We start from the raw sequence: 14,286 nt of genomic DNA, 5'->3' as shown, positions 1-14,286 counted from the left end.
CGCAGCGGCGCGCCGGCCGACCTCCCGGCGATGATCCGCCTGTACAACACGGCTGACCCCCGACCTGATCCGCTCCGGACACCGTATGCGCACGAGCGAGCCCTGCGACAGCGGACGACACCCGGCCCGACGGGCGACGAGAGACGCGAATCTTGCGTCGACTTCAGGCCATTTGCCTGGTCAGAAGTCGGCCCAACTCACGCAACCCATACTGGTGTTCACCCGTCTAGCAGCCAGAACAGCCTGCCCCGCCGCGCATCGCACCACTGGAGAGGCCCGCACCGTGCCCGTCGTCGACAACCGTCCCAGCGTCCTGTCCGAGGACTTCGCCGCCGACCCCTACCGCTACTTCGCACAGCTGCGGGACCAGGACCCGGTGCACCACGAACCGCTGATCGACGGCTACTTCCTCTCCCGCCACGAGGACGTGAAGCGGGTGCTGACCGACCATGAGGCGTTCACCACGCAGACCCTGCAGGTGCGCGCCGAACCGGTGATGCGCGGGCCGGTCCTCGCCCAGATGACCGGGGCCGAGCACACCGCCAAACGAAGAATCGTCGTCCGCGCCTTCACCGGCCGGGCGCTCCAGGACCAGATACGCGTCATCCGGGCCAACGCCGCCGAACTCATGGCCCCCTTCCTCCCCCAGGGCCGGATGGACCTGGTCAACGACTTCGGGAAACCCTTCGCCCTCAACGTGACGCTCGACGTCCTGGGCCTGGACCGGAGGGACTGGCGGCAGGTGGCAGCCTGGCACAGCGGAGTGATCGAGTTCATCACCGGTCTGACGCTCACCCCGGAGCGCCGTCGCGACTGCGTGGAGTGCGCCGAGCAGCTGGAGGCCTATCTCCGCCCCGTGATCGAACAGCGGCGCCGCGACCCCGGCGACGACCTGATATCGAAGCTGTGCACCACCGCGATCGACGGTGTCACCATGACCGATCGCGACGTCACCGCACTGATCATCAACGTTCTGGCCGCGTCCGCCGAGCCTGCCGACAAGACGCTGGCCCTGCTCTTCAAGCACCTGATCGACCACCCCGATCAGCTGGCGCAGGTCCGCCAGGACCCGGACCTGCTGGCCGCCGCGATCGCCGAGACCTTGCGCTACACCCCGCCCGTCCAGCTGATTCCCCGACAGGCGGCGCAGGACGCCGTGTTCGCCGGCACCACCGTCCCGGCGGGTGCCACCGTCTTCTGCATGATCGGGGCGGCCAACCGCGACCCCGGCGTCTTCACCGCTCCGGACGCCTTCGACATCCACCGCCCGGACCTGGGCACCGCCCGCTCCTTCACCGCGGCCGCCGAGCACCTGTCCTTCGGTACCGGACTCCACCAGTGCGTCGGCACCGCCTTCGCGCGCGCCGAGATCGAGACCGTCGCCGCGATGCTCCTGCCGCTGCTCGAAGAGGTCCGCTACAGCCCCGGCTTCCGGTACCAGGAGAGCGGCTTGTACACCCGGGGTCCGCTCTCGCTGTCGCTGGACTTCACCCCCGTCCGCTGACGCGGCTCCGGCGGCCGTGCCCGGCTTCCGTACCCCTTCCGCCCGCCCTCCACCCGACCGCACCCATCCCCACCCGCTCCCACCCGTCCCACCCACCCCCCACCCACCCCCCACTCACCCAGGCGAGACGACCATGACATCGACCGACATCACCCGGGCCATCAACGATCTGCTGTTCGACCGGAGCCTCGACCTCACCGAAGCCGTCGACCGGCACTTCACCCCTGACTACCGCCAGCGCACCAACGGCGTGTGGGGTGACCGGGCCTCCTTCATCCAGCACATGACGCGCCTGCGGACCCTGATCCGCAGCGGGCACATCGAGGTCCACGACGAGCTCCGCGACGGACCGCGCTACGCCGACCGCCACACCGTCACCCTCGTCCACCACGACGGACACACCTCCCGTACCGAGGTCTACCTGTTCGCCCGGATGGCCCCCGACGGCCGCTTCCGGTGCGTGGAGGAGACCACCCTCCTGGTCAGCGGTCACGCCGACGACGGGAACCTCGGACTCGTCAAATGACGTGAACGGGCCTTCGCGGAGCGCCGCTTCGCGAACCGCCGTCGCTGTCCGCCGCTGGAACGAAGAGATGGAGCAACCATGGTGTCCGTAGGGGAAAGACTGAGCAGGGCGCGCGTCCGGGCCTTCCTCGGCCGGGAGGAGGAACTCAGCCGCTTCGGTGAGGCGTTGGCCGGTGATCCGCATGCGCCGTTCGCGTTCTACGTGTACGGGCCGGGCGGCATCGGCAAGTCGACGCTGCTGCGGCGCCTGGCGGACCACGCCCGGGCGGCCGGCCGGCTGCTCGTCGAACTCGACGGCCGGTTCGTCAGCCGGGACCCGGCCGATTTCGAGCGCGCCGCAGGACCGTTCCTGGACGTTCCGGGGACGGTCCTGTTCGTGGACTCCTTCGAGCACTGCCAGTGGCTGGAGAGCTGGCTGTGGCACCACTTCCTGCCGCGCGCCGCGGACGACACCCTGGTCGTCCTGGGCGGCCGGCGCGCTCCGCAGCCGCAGTGGACCGCCGACCCCGCCTGGTCCGGGCTCCTGCACGTGAGCGAGCTGGAGCCGTTCTCCGCGGAGCAGGCCCGGAGTCTGCTGGTGGCCGCGGAGATCCGGCCCGAACTGCGGGACCGCGTACTGCGCTTCGCCGGCGGCAACCCGCTGGCGCTGTCGCTGGCGGCCGCGGCCGGATCGGCGGGCTGTGGCCGGGAGGAGATCTGGGCCCCCACGGCGGACGTGCTGCGCACCCTGCTGGCGGGGCTGATCGGGGAAGTGCCCACGGCGGCCCACCGTCGCGCCCTGGAGGTGGCGGCGCAGGCCCACTCGACGTCCGAGGAGCTGCTGGCCGCGGTGCTCCCCGGGGAGGACGTCCATCCGCTCTTCTCCTGGCTGCGGGACCTGCCCTTCATCGAATCCACCCTGCGGGGTCTGCACCCGCACGACGCGGCCCGCGAGACGCTGGCCGCCGACCTGCGCTGGCGGGCGCCCAACGCCTTCGAGGCGGTGCGCCAGCGCCTCGCGGACGAATACCTGCGCATCCTGCGCGAGGCGCCCGAGGAGCGGGTGTGGACCGTCACGGACGATCTCTTCTACCTGTTCCGGGAGGGTGCGACGCTGGCCCGGCTGCGCTCCTGGTCCCGCGAGGACGAGGTCCACGACCGTCCCCTGCGCCCGGAGGACATCGATGTCATCCTGCGCATGGCCACGGAGACCGAAGGGGCCGCCTCCGCGGACCTGGTCCGCTACTGGGCGCACCGTCAGCCGCAGGCCTTCAGCGTCTACCGGCTCGTGAGCACGGGCCGGATCGTGGCGTTCACGGCGCGACTGGTCCTGCCGTCGCCTCCCGACGCCCAGGACCTGGCCACCGATCCCGTCGTGGCCGCCGCCTGGCGGTACACCGAGGCCGCCGCGCCGGTCGGCCCCGGTGAGCACATCGGCGTCAGCCGCTTCTCGGTCTACCCCGAGCAGTACCAGGTGCCCTCGCGCGTCATCGACCTGAGCAGTTCCCGGGCCCAGGCGGAGGCGGCCCGCGCGCGCGGGCGCGCGTACGGTTTCGCCGTCTTCCGGGACGCCGAGACGTGGGCCGAACGCGTCAAGGGCACCCTGGCGGACACGGGGGCGCGGCCGCGGGTCGGGGAGTACACCTACGGGCTGTTCGCCGTCGACTGGCGTCAACTGCCGGTGGAGGCATGGCTGATGAACTTCATATCGGCCACCGAGCCGCCCGCAGCCCCGTCCGGGCCGTCTCCCGTGTCGCGTTCCGCGTTCGACCAGGCCGTGCGCGAGGCGCTCGCGCACTGGCGTGACGTGGACGCCTTCGCCGCCTGCGCCCTGATGCGTGCCCGTCTCGCGGCCGACCTCGGCGATCCTGTCGGGGAGTTGCGCGCCCTGCTGCGCCGGGCCGTCGACGACCTCGCGCTCGACCCGCGCGGGGTGCGCGCCCGTGAGGCCCTGGCGGCCGGCTACTTCTCCGGCGCGCCCACGCAGGAGGCCGCCGCCCGCCGCCTGGGCCTTCCGTACGGCACCTACCGCCGCCATCTGCGCCAGGGCCTGGACCTGCTCTGCGAGGTCTTGTGGCAGCAGGAGCTGCACGACCCCCGTCGGTGACGGCGGACGCGCGCCTTCGCCGGGACCGGGTGGACAGGTGCGGACAGGAATGGACAGTGGCCGCTCCCGCCGGGCCTGGATAGTGGACACCGGCCGCGTCGAGTCTGTGCGGCATGAACGTTGCACTCACGCAGACGGGCCGGTCGGCACGCCCGGCCCCCGGGCCGGGAGCTGTGCTCGCCGCGCTCGCCGCGGCCCAGTTCACCGTCATGCTCGCCACCTCGATCGTCAACGTGGCGCTCCCGCAGATCCGTGCGGGAGCCGGCCTCTCGGACAGCGGGACCACCTGGGTGGTCAATGCCTACGGCCTGGCGTTCGGCGCGTTGCTCCTGGCTGGCGGACGGGTGGCCGACCTGCTCGGCCGCCGCCGGTTGCTGTCCGCCGGGCTCGCCCTGTTCGCGCTGGCTTCGCTGGCGGCGGGACTGACCACCTCCTCCGGTGTGCTGATCGCGGCCCGTGCGGTGCAGGGCGTCGGCGCCGCCGCGATCGCCCCGGCCGCCCTCGCCCTGGTGATGGACCGGTTCCCGCCCGGCCCGGGGCGCGGCCGGGCGCTGGGCGTGTGGGGAGCGGTCTCCGGCGCCGGAGCGGCGGGCGGCGTCCTGCTGGGCGGTGCGCTCACCCAGGCCTGGGGCTGGCCCTGGATCTTCCACTCGGTGGCGCTCGGAGCGGCGGTGGTACTGGCCGCCGTGGTGGCACTCGTGCCCCGGGACGCGTCGGCGGCGGCCGGTGGAAAGGACGAGCGGCGGCGCGGCCGGTTCGATCTGCTCGGTACCGTCACCGTCACCCTGGCCCTGACCTGCCTGGTCTGGGGGCTGACGACCGCACGCGGCGCCGGCTGGACCGACGCCCGGGTGCTGGGTTCCCTCGGTGGCGCCGCCGTACTGCTCGCGGCCTTCTGCGTGATCGAGCGGCGTCGGCCGAACGCGCTCGTTCCGCCGCGGCTGCTCACCGCCGGCCGCGTCGCCGCGGGCAATGTGCTGATGGCGCTGCTGGGGTCCGTATGGATCGCCCTGTTCTTCTTCCTGCCGCTCTACCAGCAACAGGTCCTCGGGTCCGGCCCCCTGGTCACCGGGGTGGGTCAACTCCCGCTCGCCGTCGCCCATATGATCGGCTCCGCTCTCGCCCCGCGCATCGCCCGGGCCATCGGTGCCACCGCGACCGTGACCGCGGCCCTGCTGACCGAGGCGGCCGGTCTGCTGTGGCTGTCGTGGATGCGGGCGGACGGAAGCTACCTCGTCGATGTCCTCGGGCCGAGCATCCTGGTCGGTCTGGGCCTGAGCATCGCCTTCGTCCAGCTCACCGCGCTCGCCGTGGACGGCGTACCGCGCCAGGACGCGGGGCTGGCCGGCGGACTGGTGAACACCACCCGGCAGGTCGGCGGCGCGATCGGCCTCGCCGCCCTGGCCACCCTGGCCGGCTCCGTCACCTCCCGCGCAGCCACCGGTCAGCCTCCCCTGGAAGCCCTCACCGCCGGCTACCGGGCCGCCTTCACCGTCTCCGCCGCGGTCCTCGCCGCCACCGCACTCCTCGCACTGTTCCTGACCCGTCCGGCCGGGGCGCCTACCCCGGCCGCCGCCACCGCCCTGCCCGCCACGGACCCGGGAGCCTCCCCGCTCTCCCCCACGGGGCCGGCCCGCTAGCCGGACACCCCCTGGATCCGCCACAGCCGCACCACCGACCCATCTCATCCAGACAGGAAGTACAGCCATGGTCACCATCGACGAGACGGCTCCCGTGATCGTCCGCCTGAGCACCGTGATCGACGCCCCGCTCGCGACCGTGTGGGCGCTGCACACCGACGTCGCGGCCTGGCCCGCCTGGAACACGGACATCGACCGGACCGAGGTCGACGGACCGCTGCAGCCCGGCAGGTCCTTCAGCTGGCTCACCCACGGCCTGGACATCACCTCCACCGTGCAGGAGCTGGTCCCCGGGGAGCGGATCGTCTGGGGCGGGACCGTCGCCGGCATCGTCGGCATCCACGTGTGGACCTTCGAACAGTCCGGCGCCGGGGTCGTCGTCCACACCGAGGAGTCCTGGAGCGGCGCCCCGGTCGACGCCGAGACCGACGAACTCGGCAAGGCGCTCCACGACTCCCTGGAGGGCTGGCTCGCCCACCTCAAGAGCCGTGCCGAACAGTCCGCCTGACCGGGCACCCCATCCGCGCCTGCGCGCACCTGCAGTTCCACGCATCCACGTATCCATGAGAGGGATTCCCGCCATGACGACCACCCCGCCGTACCTGACCGGCCACTACACCCCCGTCGTCGAGGAGGTCACCGCCACCGGCCTCACCGTCGAGGGCACGCTGCCGCCCGAGCTGACGGGCCGGCTGCTGCGCAACGGGCACAACCCGAAGCCCGGTGTCACCCCCACCCACTGGTTCAAGGGCAGCGGCATGGTCCACGGCATCCGGCTCCGTGACGGGCGCGCCGAGTGGTACCGCAACCGCTGGGTCCAGACCCCCGCCCTCGACGGCGCCCCGTACATGACGGAGCACGGCCCCGACCTGACCGCCAGCCCCGCCGGCACCCACGTCATCGAACACGGCGGACGCCTCCTGGCCCTGTGCGAGGCCAACCTGCCCTTCGAGCTCACCCCGGACCTCGACACCGTCGGCGCCTACGACTTCGACGGCACACTGCGCACCGCCATGACCGCACACCCCAAGGAGGACCCCGTGACCGGGGAGCTCCACTTCTTCGCCTCCTCGCCCTTCCCCCCGTTCCTGACCTACTACGTCTCCGACGCCAAGGGCGCCATCACCCACAGCGCCGAGGTCCCCGGAGCGACCGCCGCCCTCAAGCACGACTTCGCCATCACCCGCAGCCACGTCGTCTTCGTCGAGGGCAACGTCACCTTCGACCACACCGAGACCTCCGGCATCCCCTACAGCTGGAGCGACCACCAGCCCTCCCGGATCGGCGTCATGCCCCGCGGCGAGGACGGCGCCCGCCACACCCGCTGGTTCTCCATCGAGCCCGGCAACATGCTCCACGTCTCCAACGCCTACGAGGACGGCCAGGGCCGCATCGTCCTGGAAGGCCCCACCGTCGACCGCGAGGGCTTCCGCCTCTCCTGGAACTGGTGGGTCGGCGCACCCGGACGCGGCAGCGAGCCCAACGCCCGCTCCTACACCCGCCGCTGGGTCCTCGACCTGACCGCCGGCACCGTCGACGAACAGATCATCGACGACCTCCCCGTCGAGTTCCCCACCATCAACGAGGACTACACCGGCGCCGAGAACCGCTACCAGTACGCCATCTCCTTCCCCGACGAGAAGGGTTTCGGCGGCTACGGCATCGTCAAGTACGACCGCACCACCGGCGCCCGCCGCATCCACCAGGTCGGCGACGCCCGCCTGCCCAGCGAAGCGGTCTTCGTCCCCGCCGCCGGCACCGCCCGCGAGGACGACGGCTACCTCCTCACCGTCGTCTCCGACCTCAAGCAGAACGCCTCGCAGCTCCTCGTGCTGGACGCCGCCGGCCTCGATCGCATCGCCACCGTCCACCTCCCCCACCGCGTCACCGCCGGCATCCACGGCTCCTGGATCCCCGACACCGCCCTGGAGGGCTCCGCGGGCTGACCCTGGGCGGGGGATGTGATCGCGCTCTGGCGCGTCCCCCCATCGCCCACCGAGAACGGCCCTCCCCCCGGGGCCGGTTGCCGGAGCCGCGAGACGTCGCGGCTCCGGCTTTCCGCTGTGTCAGCGCGCCGACGCGTAGCCGAGGAGGAAGAGCGCCTCGACGAGGGCCATGTTGCGGATCTCGCTCGGATCGACGCTCTCGTCGGGCGCGTGGATCAGGCAGCGGGGCTCCTCCACCCCCATGAGGATGATCTCCGCATCCGGGCAGGCTCCCGCGAGTACGTTGCACAGGGGGATGGAGCCTCCCTGGCCGAGGAACTCCATCGGGCGGCCGTACGCCTGCTCCATGGCCCGCCCCATGGCCCGGTAGGCGGGCCCGTCGGTGGCCGGGCGGAACGGCGAGCCGGTGCCCTCCTTCTCGACCGAGACGCGGGCGCCCCAGGGTGCCGCGGCCAACAGGTGCGCGGTGAGGGCGGCGAGCGCGGCCTCCGAGGCCGTCCCCGGGGGCACGCGCAGGCTCACCCGGGCCCGGGCCTTCGCCGGTACGGCGGCGGCGGAGCCGACCACGGGCGGGCAGTCGATGCCGAGCACCGTCACGGCCGGGCGCGCCCAGAGCCGGTCCGCCACCGAGCCCGAGCCGGTGAGACGGACCCCGTCCAGGACGGACGCGTCGGCCCGGAACTGCTCCTCCTCGTACGGCACCCCGGTCCAGGTGCCGGTGCAGTCGAGGCCGTCGATGCGGGTCCCGCCGTCGGCGTCGCGCAGGGTGGAGAGCATCTGGATCAGGGCCGCCAGGGCGTCGGGGGCGGGACCGCCGAACATGCCCGAGTGCAGGTCGCCGCGGAGGGTGGTGACGGTGACGACGACGTTGGCGAGGCCGCGCAGCGCGGTGGTGGCGGTGGGGCGGCCGACGGCGGCGTTTCCGGTGTCGCAGATGAGGAGCGCGTCGGCGCAGATGTCGCCCGGGTGCGCGGCCACGTACTGCTCCAGCCCGCCGGTGCCCTGCTCCTCGGACCCCTCGGCGACGAACTTCAGCCCCACGGGCAGTGCGTCGCCCAGGGCCCGCAGTGCCGTGAGGTGCATGACGATGTTGCCCTTGCAGTCGGCGGCGCCGCGTCCGTACCAGCGGCCGTCGCGCTCGGTGAGCGTGAACGGCGGAGAGGTCCAGGCGGCTTCGCCGAGCGGGGGCTGTACGTCGTAGTGGCAGTACAGCAGCACGGTCGGGGAGCCCTCCGGGCCCGGCCGGTGGCCGAGGACGGCATGGCTGCCGTCGGGGGTCTCCTCCAGGCGTACGTCGTCCAGGCCCGCCTCGGTGAACGCGTCGGCCACCCACCGGGCGGCCCGCTCGCATTCCTCGGGAGGGAACTGCCGCGGGTCGGCCACCGAGCGGAGGGCGACCAGTTCGGCCAGGTCGGACTGTGCGCGGGACATCAGCGCGTCGATGCGCTCGGCGAGGACGCGGGCGTCCGGCACGTCGCGGGCGGGGTCAGCCATCGTTGCCGCGCCTCACCGTCTGCTCGGTCTTCAGGTCGTCGATCTCGTCCTGGACGCGCTGCAGCTGGTCGGGGCAGTAGACCTTCAGCACGAGCGCCTCCGCCTGAACGGCCCGGCGGTCGGCGATGACCGGACGCTGGCCGGGGCCGGTGGCCCCGTTGGAAAGGTTGATCTTCCACAGGGCCGACTTGAGTGCCGACGCGGGGTCCTCGCAGACGATGCCCCCGTCCTCGCCGAGCGCGCGGGCCAGGGTGGCGGGATCGGGCCGGGTGAAGCCGGCGGCGGCCAGCTCGTCGGCGAGCTGGTTGGCCTTGTCCAGGGACTGGTTGGTGGACCGTACGGCCTTGTACTGGATCAGCCCCACCACGACGAAGCCGACGAGCAGGACGATGGCGCCGATGTAGATCCACTTGTGCCGGGAGGCGAAGCGGGTGGGGCTCATGCCGCGTCTCCCGTCGACTCCGCGGCCGGGGTGCGCCAGCTGGGCTTGCGCAGCCGCAGGCACAGCCAGGGGATGACCACTCCGAGGAGCAGCAGGCCGCCGCCGACGATGCCGATGTAGGCCCAGACGCTGCCGCCGCCGAACTGCGAGGACGGCACGAATCCGATGATCATGGCTGCGGCGGAGGCGAGGAAGCCCACGACGCACACCAGGCTCAGCGCCGGGGCGCGGTAGCCGCGCGGATGATCGGGCTGGAGCTTGCGCAGTCGCATGGCCGCCAGGAACATCAGCAGGTACATGATCAAGTACACCTGGGTGGTGATCACCGAGAAGATCCAGTAGACACTGGACACGTCGGGGATCAGCGCGTAGCCCAGCGCGATCACCGTGGTGACGAGGCCCTGGGTGACGAGGATGTTCTGCTGGACGCCGTGCCCGTTGAGCTGCTGCAGGAACGGCGGCAGGTAGCCCTCTTGACGCGAGATCAGCAGCAGACCCTTCGAGGGGCCCGCCAGCCAGGTGAGCATTCCGCCCAGGGAGGCGGACACCAGGGCCACCGCGGCGATCGGGGTCAGCCAGCCGATGTGGAAGTAGGAGAAGAACGCGTCGAAGGCCTGCATGACGCCTGCGGTCAGCGACAGCTGATCGGCCGGAACCACCCAGCTGATGGCGAGGGCCGGCAGCACGAAGATCAGCAGCACCATCCCCATCGCGAGGAACATCGTCTTGGGGAACTCGCGCGGTGGGTCTTTCAGCGACGACACGTGGACGGCGTTCATCTCCATGCCCGAGTAGCTCAGGAAGTTGTTGACGATGAGCACCAGACTGGCCAGGCCCGTCCAGGCCGGGAGGATGTTGGCGGCGGTCATCGGGGCCGCGGACGGGTTGCCCTGGCCGAGGAACACGATGCCGAGGACCACCAGCAGCGTGCCGGGGATCAGTGTGCCGATGATCAGGCCCCAGGAGGCGAGGCCGGACAGCGCCTTCGTGCCCTGCGCGGAGATCCAGACGCCCGTCCAGTACAGGACGACGATCACGATGGCCGTGTAGATGCCGTTGGAGGCCAGAGCCGGGTTGATGACGTACGCCAGCGTGCTCGCGACGAACGCCAGCAGGCTGGGATAGTAGAAGATCGTCATGGCGAACTGGCACCAGACGGCGACGAATCCGAGGGGCTTGGACAGTCCCTCGCTCACCCAGCGGTACACGCCGCCCGACCAGCCCGACGCGAGTTCCGCGGAGACCAGCGAGGTCGGCAGCAGGAACACGATCGCGGGTACCAGGTACAGGAACACGCAGGCCAGGCCGTACACGGCCATGGTGGGCGCCGCGCGGAGGCTGGCGACGGAGGCCGTCGTCATCATCGCGAGGGTCACCCACGTGAGCGTGGGGGTGCCGGTCCTGGCCGCTGCGGCCTCCGTCGGCCTGCCCTGCGGCCGCTCGTCCGGAAGGGGAACATCCATCGCGCTCAAGGGGGCCTCCGGGGACAGGGCTGTTCCCGTCAGGCTCCCCCTTGCGCACACGGCGCGCGAGGCGGGTTCGGCCGCCCGGAGGATCGGCCGACCCGCCTCGCGCGCGGGCTCCGTCGGGAGGGATCAGGTCTTGTGGCGGCTTTCGGCCTCGGCGTTGGCCATGGCTTCTGCTTCGCTTTCGAGCATGGCTATGGCGACGCCGAACGCCTGGGCTATGTGACCGGCGGCCGACATGACGCGCGCGGTCCCCACGACGGGGGCGATCGCGACGAGCACGTCCTGCAGCTGCTCGACGGTGAAGTCGGCCTTGACCGCGGGGCTGATGTGGGCCAGGTAGGAGATGGCCGGGGCGTCCATGGCCACGAGGGCGGCGATGCGGGTGGTGATGAGTGTCTTCTCGTCCATGCCGCAGTGCTCGATGGAGTCGATGGTCATCGCGGCGAGCGTGTCGAGAACGGGAGCGTCAGACCTGGTGGCCATGTCGGAACCGCCTTTCGGTGCTGAACTGAGCCGGACGCGCCGACCCCGGCCGCGGGACCGGGGTCGTGCCGGCGGGTGGCCGTTTCAGCGTAGGCGTCCCCCGGAGCCTGCGCCCGTTGGGCCGTCCGGGCGAATACGCGCAGGTCGCGGGTGCCTGGCGGGTGCCCGGCGGATGCCTCGCAGGTGCCCGTGCCCCATCGGAGGCCGCGGGCGGACCGGACAGTAGGGTGGCCGGATGGACGCTTCCTCGCTCTCCCGTCCCTTCCGGCTGCTCGTGACAGGCGGCGGGACCGGCGGACACACCTACCCTGCCCTGACGGCGATCCGCACGCTGCGCGGCCGCCTCGCCGCCCAGGGGTCCGCGCTCGACGTGCTGTGGATCGGAACCGCGGACGGTCTGGAGGCGCGGGTCGCCCCGGCGGAGGGCATCGCGTTCAGGACGGTCGCCACGGGGAAGATCCGCAGATCGGCGAATCCCCTGAAGATGCTCTCCGCGGCGAACGTCAAGGACATGGCGCGGGTGCCGCTCGGCGTGGCCCAGGCCCGTACGGTCGTGGCCGAGTTCCGGCCGGACGTGGTCCTCGCGACAGGCGGCTACGTCGCCGTCCCGGCCGGGCTCGCCGCCCGGTTGTGCAAGCGCCCCCTGGTGCTGCACGAGCAGACGGTCCGGCTGGGTCTGGCGAACCGGAAGCTGGCCGGTTCTGCGACGCGCATCGCGGTGTCCTCCGAGTCGTCGCTGCCGCTGCTGCCGGACGAGGTGCGCGGCCGGGCGGTCGTCACCGGCAATCCGGTGCGGCCCGAGATCCTGACCGGGCACCCCGACAAGGCGGTGCAGGCGCTGAACCTGACGGGGTTCGACAGGCGCCTGCCGACGGTCTACGTCACCGGCGGGGCGCAGGGCGCCCAGCAGATCAACGGCGTGGTGCGAGAGGTGCTTCCGTGGCTGCTGAGCCACGCGAACGTCATCCACCAGTGCGGCCCGGCCAACGTCGACGAGCTCCGGTCCGCCGCCGCGGCACTCGATCCGGTCCTCGCCGGCCGGTACCACCTGACGGGCTTCGTCGGGCCGGAGCTGCCCGACGTACTGGCGCTCGCCGATGTGGTGGTGTCCCGGTCCGGGGCGGGCACGCTGGCGGAGCTGACCGCGCTGGGCAAGCCCGCGGTGTTCGTGCCGCTGGCCACCTCGGCGGGGAACGAGCAGGCGCACAACGCGCGGCACCTGGCCGATGCGGGCGCCGCGGTGGCCCTGCTCGGTGAGGTGACCGGGCGGACCCTCGCGGAGGCGGTCGGTCCGCTGCTGACCGACGCCGCCGGGCGGACGGCGATGGCGCAGCGTGCGCGTGCGTACGGGAGGCCGGACGCCGCGGACCGGCTGGTGGACGTACTGCTGTCGGCGGCGGGATCCTCCGACTGACCGGTGCCTCCCGCGCGTGGGCATGATGGGACGGGCGAGGAGGAGCGGCGATGGCTGAGCGCGTGATCGAGGTGGACGGCATCGAGCTGTGCACCGAGTCCTTCGGCGATCCCTCCGATCCGCCCGTCCTGCTCGTCATGGGCCTGGGGGCTTCGATGCTCTGGTGGGAGGAGGGCTTCTGCCGGATGCTCGCGGCGGGCGGGCGCTTCGTGATCCGTTACGACCACCGCGACACCGGCCGGTCGGTCACCTACGCGCCGGGCCGTCCCGGGTACGACGCCGCGGACCTGGTGGCCGACGCCGTCCGCGTGCTGCGCGCCCACGAGGTCCCGGCCGCGCACGTCGTGGGCGTCTCGGCCGGCGGAGCCCTCGCGCAGCTGCTGGCGCTGGATCACGCCGCCCGTGTCCGGTCGCTCGTCCTGATCAGTACGTCCTCCGCCGTGCCCGGCGACGAGGAGCTGCCCCCGCCGGCGGAGGAGTTCACCCGGTTCGCCGTGGCCGCCCCACCCGATCCGGCGGATGCCGGCGCGGTGATCGACCACCAGGTCGCCTACGCGCGTGTCCTCGCGGGAGGTCGGCGCCCGTTCGACGAGGCCGCGGCCCTCGGACTGGTCCGCCGCGACGTCGAGCGCGCGCACGATTTCGGCGCGGCCCGCAACCACGACTCGCTCGCGGACGGCGAGGTCTCACAGGCCCCCTTGTCCTCGATCACCGTGCCCACGCTGGTGATCCACGGAACCGCCGATCCGATGTTCCCGCTCCGGCACGGCGAGGCACTCGCGCAACGGATCCCCGGGGCCCGGCTGTTGGCTCTGCGGGATGCCGGCCACGGGGTCGAGCGAGCCGACTGGGCGACGATCGCCGCCGCGATCCTCGAGCACACTGCCGCGGGCTCCTCCAACTAGTACTGCAACGGTGTTTGCCGTGATGGTTTGTTGGCCTCTGCTGGTGTGTGACCACGTTGTTTGCAGCGGCTGACACGTGCCTGGAACTGTCGTCGCCGTCGCCGGTGTGCCCAGTGCAGGACGTGGTCGATGCTCGGGCGGGGCCGGGTGAGGCGGCTCATCAGGCGTCGGAGTTCGAGGAGGGTGCTGCATGCGGGTGGGAGCAGGCCGAGACCGTCATCGTCATCCGGCTGGCGGGCCCGGACGACCCCGCGCGCGGCCCGAGCGCGTCATCGCGGACAAGAGCTACTTCTCCTGAGCCTTCCGCGCCTACCTCCGCAGGCGCCGGATCAAGGCCACGATCCCGGAGTCCGAACTGGTTTCGACGATCAGCCACCG

At 72.2% G+C, this 14,286-nt stretch carries 12 protein-coding genes; 8 read left to right on the top strand and 4 right to left on the bottom strand.

Annotated features, from left to right (window positions below; translation table 11 throughout):
• Window positions 1-283: 283 nt before the first annotated feature.
• From Sspor_RS37910 to Sspor_RS37885, 6 genes are all read left to right on the top strand, one after another.
• Window positions 284-1,504 carry a cytochrome P450, cyclodipeptide synthase-associated gene (locus Sspor_RS37910; RefSeq protein ID WP_202203162.1) on the top strand — a complete coding sequence of 407 codons (1,221 nt, stop codon included), beginning with the start codon at window positions 284-286 and terminating at the stop codon, window positions 1,502-1,504.
• Between the two features lie 133 nt (window positions 1,505-1,637).
• The gene (locus Sspor_RS37905; protein ID WP_202203161.1) at window positions 1,638-2,030 is read left to right on the top strand and encodes a nuclear transport factor 2 family protein; all 393 of its coding nucleotides are present in this window, start codon (window positions 1,638-1,640) and stop codon (window positions 2,028-2,030) included.
• 78 nt (window positions 2,031-2,108) lie between these two features.
• Window positions 2,109-4,115, top strand: coding sequence for an ATP-binding protein (locus tag Sspor_RS37900; protein WP_202203160.1), 2,007 nt, complete (start codon window positions 2,109-2,111; stop codon window positions 4,113-4,115).
• Between the two features lie 113 nt (window positions 4,116-4,228).
• Complete coding sequence (locus Sspor_RS37895; RefSeq protein WP_202203159.1) at window positions 4,229-5,755, top strand: MFS transporter; 1,527 nt, start codon at window positions 4,229-4,231, stop codon at window positions 5,753-5,755.
• 67 nt (window positions 5,756-5,822) lie between these two features.
• Window positions 5,823-6,263 (top strand): SRPBCC family protein, encoded by a 441-nt coding sequence (locus Sspor_RS37890; RefSeq protein WP_202203158.1) that lies wholly within the window; start codon window positions 5,823-5,825, stop codon window positions 6,261-6,263.
• Window positions 6,264-6,336: 73 nt separating this feature from the next.
• Window positions 6,337-7,701, top strand: coding sequence for a carotenoid oxygenase family protein (locus tag Sspor_RS37885; RefSeq protein WP_202203157.1), 1,365 nt, complete (start codon window positions 6,337-6,339; stop codon window positions 7,699-7,701).
• A gap of 120 nt (window positions 7,702-7,821) precedes the next feature.
• Here the strand turns inward: Sspor_RS37885 and Sspor_RS37880 are convergent, their stop codons facing one another.
• From Sspor_RS37880 to Sspor_RS37865, 4 genes are all read right to left on the bottom strand, one after another.
• Window positions 7,822-9,195 carry a dipeptidase gene (locus Sspor_RS37880; RefSeq protein ID WP_202203156.1) on the bottom strand — a complete coding sequence of 458 codons (1,374 nt, stop codon included), beginning with the start codon at window positions 9,193-9,195 and terminating at the stop codon, window positions 7,822-7,824.
• On the bottom strand, window positions 9,188-9,637 hold the full coding sequence (locus Sspor_RS37875) for a hypothetical protein (protein ID WP_202203155.1): 450 nt from the start codon (window positions 9,635-9,637) through the stop codon (window positions 9,188-9,190). The genes Sspor_RS37880 and Sspor_RS37875 overlap by 8 nt, the downstream gene beginning before the upstream one ends.
• Window positions 9,634-11,109, bottom strand: coding sequence for a glutamate/gamma-aminobutyrate antiporter GadC (gene gadC / locus Sspor_RS37870; protein WP_237404206.1), 1,476 nt, complete (start codon window positions 11,107-11,109; stop codon window positions 9,634-9,636). Before gadC ends, Sspor_RS37875 begins: the two co-directional genes overlap by 4 nt.
• Before the next feature lie 123 nt (window positions 11,110-11,232).
• On the bottom strand, window positions 11,233-11,589 hold the full coding sequence (locus Sspor_RS37865) for a carboxymuconolactone decarboxylase (protein WP_202203154.1): 357 nt from the start codon (window positions 11,587-11,589) through the stop codon (window positions 11,233-11,235).
• Window positions 11,590-11,824: 235 nt separating this feature from the next.
• On the opposite strand from Sspor_RS37865, the gene Sspor_RS37860 reads away from it, so the two are divergent.
• Together Sspor_RS37860 and Sspor_RS37855 are read left to right on the top strand one after the other, a co-directional pair.
• The gene (locus tag Sspor_RS37860; protein ID WP_202203153.1) at window positions 11,825-13,003 is read left to right on the top strand and encodes a UDP-N-acetylglucosamine--N-acetylmuramyl-(pentapeptide) pyrophosphoryl-undecaprenol N-acetylglucosamine transferase; all 1,179 of its coding nucleotides are present in this window, start codon (window positions 11,825-11,827) and stop codon (window positions 13,001-13,003) included.
• A gap of 50 nt (window positions 13,004-13,053) precedes the next feature.
• Window positions 13,054-13,908, top strand: a complete 855-nt coding sequence (locus tag Sspor_RS37855; RefSeq protein WP_202203152.1) for an alpha/beta fold hydrolase — start codon at window positions 13,054-13,056, stop codon at window positions 13,906-13,908.
• The last annotated feature ends 378 nt before the right edge of the window (window positions 13,909-14,286 follow it).

Origin of the sequence: Streptomyces spororaveus (assembly GCF_016755875.1) — a bacterium.
Classification (GTDB): Bacteria; Actinomycetota; Actinomycetes; order Streptomycetales; family Streptomycetaceae; genus Streptomyces; species Streptomyces spororaveus.
This window is presented reverse-complemented; position numbering and strand designations above follow the sequence as displayed.